General features: G+C 75.7%; 4 protein-coding genes. 1 reads left to right on the top strand and 3 read right to left on the bottom strand.

Annotated elements, in window-relative coordinates; all coding sequences use genetic code 11:
* Positions 1–192, top strand: a 192-nt coding sequence (locus ASF82_RS15850) for a hypothetical protein (RefSeq protein ID WP_056058732.1), incomplete at its 5' end; no start/stop codon positions are given.
* Positions 193–301: 109 nt separating this feature from the next.
* Here ASF82_RS15850 and ASF82_RS15015 read toward each other — a convergent pair.
* The 3 genes from ASF82_RS15015 to ASF82_RS15005 all read right to left on the bottom strand — a co-directional run.
* Positions 302–1,330 carry an LCP family protein gene (locus ASF82_RS15015; protein ID WP_156370195.1) on the bottom strand — a complete coding sequence of 343 codons (1,029 nt, stop codon included), beginning with the start codon at positions 1,328–1,330 and terminating at the stop codon, positions 302–304.
* 68 nt (positions 1,331–1,398) lie between these two features.
* A complete protein-coding gene (locus ASF82_RS15010) occupies positions 1,399–2,382 on the bottom strand; it encodes a thioredoxin domain-containing protein (protein WP_056058726.1) in 984 nt (327 codons plus the stop codon).
* A 221-nt stretch (positions 2,383–2,603) separates the two neighbouring features.
* Positions 2,604–3,456 (bottom strand): family 1 glycosylhydrolase (locus ASF82_RS15005; protein ID WP_235491311.1); only part of this gene is annotated, 853 nt, incomplete at its 5' end.

The following is a 3,456-nucleotide window of genomic DNA, read 5'->3' as shown; positions in this document are numbered from 1 at the left end:
GGCAGCACCCTCACCGTCACCAACGCCAAGGGCCTCAGCCTCGGCACCGCCGTCGAGGTCAACGACGAGGGCGACTGGACCTGGACCCGCACCAACATGGGCTCCTACACCTGGACCATCCTCTTCACCACCCACGCCGACACCGAGAACCAGCAGCAGACCCGCCTCACCGGCTTCGCACCCCGAAGCTGACCCACACCACACAGCACCNGACACAGCACCAACACCACGACGAGGCCCCCCGCAGCACCAGCTGCAGGGGGCCTCGCCCGTCCTCCCGCACCGGTCGAGCCCCGAGGCGTCAGGGCGCCGACACAGCCCGCCCGTCGAGCCAGGCGCCGACCTCGTCGGCCCGGAGGGCGTCGCCGAGCGACCGCACCCCCTCAGGGTCGAGCGAGACGTAGGACTGGCCGTCGTCGGAGACTCCTCCGCCCGCGGTCGACACCGTCGCGGTGCGGATGCCCGACGGCGACAGGTCGCGGAGCCCCCAGCCGATCTCGACGAGCCGCCGCGGCGTCAGGCCCGGGTCGACGGCGAGGTGCTCGGTGGCCACGCCGACGAAGCCGCTCACCGCCACCGGGTCGCTGAGCGTGCCCCGGTCGAGCAGCCCGCTCACGAGCCCGCGGACGAAGGCCTGCTGGTTGCGCGCCCGCTGGTGGTCGGCGTCGGCGAAGGGCGCCCGGGCCCGCACGAAGTCGAGCGCCCGGTCGCCGGCGAGGTGGTTCACGCCCGCGTCGAAGTCGTGGCCGCCGGCCGAGAACGAGCGCTCGGAGACGACGTCGACCCCGCCGAGCGCCTCGCTCATGCCGGCGAAGCCCTCGAAGCCGACCGTCGCGACGTGGTCGACCCGCACCCCGAGCAGGGCCTCGACCGTCTCGACGACCAGCGGCACCCCGCCCCAGGCGTGGGCGGCGTTGATCTTGGCGGAGCCGTGGCCGGGCACGTCGACCCACGAGTCGCGCAGCACGGACAGCACCACCACCTCGCTGCGGTCGGCCGGCACGCGCACGAGCATCACGGTGTCGGTGCGGGAGGCGGGGGTCGCGACGCCCGGAGCGGCGTCGGTCGGCGACGTGCCGGCCGAGTCGGTGCCGAGCAGCAGGACGGTCAGGGCGCCGCTCTCGTCGACCGGCGGCCGGCCGAGCTCGGAGGGGAACGCCCGGTCGATGGTCGTCGCCCGGTCGTCGAAGGTCGAGACCAGGTGCGCGGCGAACCCCGCGACCACGAGGGCGACGACGGTCGGCACGCCGACCAGCACGGCAGCGGCCGCGGCGAGCGCGGTGGTCCAGGGGCGGCGCGGCGGACGCGGAGCCCGACCGGTGCGCGGCACCCGGGGTGCACGGGGCGCGCGGGGTGCGCGGGGTGCGCGAGCGGCCCGGGCCGCCCGGCGCGACCCGCTCACCGGGTCACCTGCTCGGCCGCGTAGGCGTCGCCCAGCACGGTGGTGACGAACTCGGGGAAGGTCTGCTGCGACGCGTCGAACAGCTCGCCGTTGACGAGCACGGTCGGCGTGCCGCGGAGCGACTCGAGGTCGTCGGTCGGCAGCGGCCCCGCGAAGGCGCGGGCCGTGGCGGCGCCGACCCAGGGCACGAAGCGCCGCTCGTCGACGCACTCGGCGAGCGCGGCGGCGTCGTCGACCCCGTCGAGGCCCGTGACGAGGGCGGCGAGCTGCTCGTCGGTCAGACCACGGTCGCCGGGGGCCGGCTGGGCGAGGAAGAGCGTGTCGGAGGCGCGCCAGAACTGGTCGGGCGACAGGTCGGCCACGCACAGGGCCGCCCCCGCCGCGCGCGACGCGTAGCGGGCCCCGCGCGACGAGCCGTCGGTGATCGCCACGGGGTGCACCCGGACGGTCGCCGCCCCCGTCGTGACGAGCTGCTCGAGGTAGGCGGCGTTGTCGAGCTCGAACTCCTTGCAGGCCGGGCAGTGGTAGTCGACCCAGACCACGACGTCGGCGACGTCGCGGGCCGCCGGGGCCGGCTCGACCGAGGGCGCCTCCCCCGCGGGGCGCGGGGCGCTGCGCTCGACGAGCATGCCCGTGCCCACGCGCACCCCGTCGTCGGCGACGTTCGCCGGCACGGCCGTCGCGGGGGCCGGGCCGACCGCGGTCACGAGGGCCAGGGCCGCGGCGGTGACGAGCGCGACCCCGCCGGTGAGGACGCCGGCGCGCACGAGCAGCGTCCTGCCCCGCTCACGACGCTGCTCGCGGAGGCGCACCTCGCGCGCCTTGGCCCGGAGCGCCTCGCGCCGGGCGGCGTGGCTGCTGCGTCGGGCGCTCGGGCCCCAGGGAGTCGCGGTGCCGGCAGCGCAGTCGGGCTGCGGGCCCCGCCGAGGGTCGGGTCGGGCGTCGGGAAGAGGGTCGGGGTGCGGGTTCTCGCCGGGCATGAGGGCCTTCCAGGAGCGGATCGATCCTCACATCGTATTTCACATGGTTCACGTCAGCAACCACCACGGCAGCACCTCGCACGGCAGCACCTCGCAGGCGACCAGCGACACGGGAGCGCCGCGGGCCCCGACGACGACGCGGGAGGCACGGGCCAGCCGACCCGCGCCTCCCGCGCTCCGTGCCGCACGGCGGCGCCCCGGCACGAGGCGCCGCCGCGGTCTCAGTCGGCCGAGCTCCGCTCGAGGCCGTTGGCCCGCGCGACGCCGCCGTACCAGCGGGCGCTCGCCTTGGGGGTGCGCTCGAAGGTGTCGCGGTCCCACGCGATCAGGCCGAAGGTGGGGCGGAAGCCGCTGGCCCACTCGTAGTTGTCGAGCGCGCTCCAGTGCTGGTAGCCCAGCACCTCGACGCCCTCCTCGATGGTGTCGTGGATGCCCTCGAGGGCACCCTGCGTGTACGCGATGCGCCGGGTGTCGTCGGCGGTCGCGATGCCGTTCTCGGTGACCATGACGGGCACGTGGCCGCTGAGCTCCCACGCGCTGCGGATGCCCTCGGCGGCGGCCGGCGGCCAGAACTCCCAGCCGGTCAGCGTCGTCTCGAGCCCCTCGGCGACCGGGCGGGGGCCCTCCGGCCCGACGAAGGTCTGCGTGTAGGCCTGCACGCCGACGAAGTCGTCGCCCGCCGCCATCTCGCTGTACCAGTCGTCGCGCACGTAGCCGTACTCGCGCGTCGCCTCGGCGGCGCCGGGCTCGTCGACGGCCTTGAACGCCTGCGTCGCGACCGTCCAGCCCGACTTGAGGCCGTCGACCTGCGAGAGCACCTCCCGCGAGCGCTTGTGCGAGGCGAGCAGCGCGTCGGCGACCTGGAGGTCGGGGTTCGGCAGACCGTACGCGACGAGGTTCGAGGCGTCCTCGCCGCCGGCCAGCATCGCCGCGATGTTCGGCTCGTTGATCGTGCAGACGTACCGCACGCCCTCGCTCACGACGGGCAACGCGAGCTCGGTGTACCGGGCGAAGAGGTCGGCGGCGTCGGGCGCCCGCCAGAAGCCGTCGCGCTCGAACCAGCGCGGCACCGTG

Origin of the sequence: Frigoribacterium sp. Leaf164 (assembly GCF_001423665.1) — a bacterium.
In the GTDB taxonomy this organism is placed as follows: Bacteria; Actinomycetota; Actinomycetes; order Actinomycetales; family Microbacteriaceae; genus Frigoribacterium; species Frigoribacterium endophyticum.
Note: the sequence above shows the minus strand (reverse complement) of the source record. Positions and strands in the feature narration are given on the sequence as shown.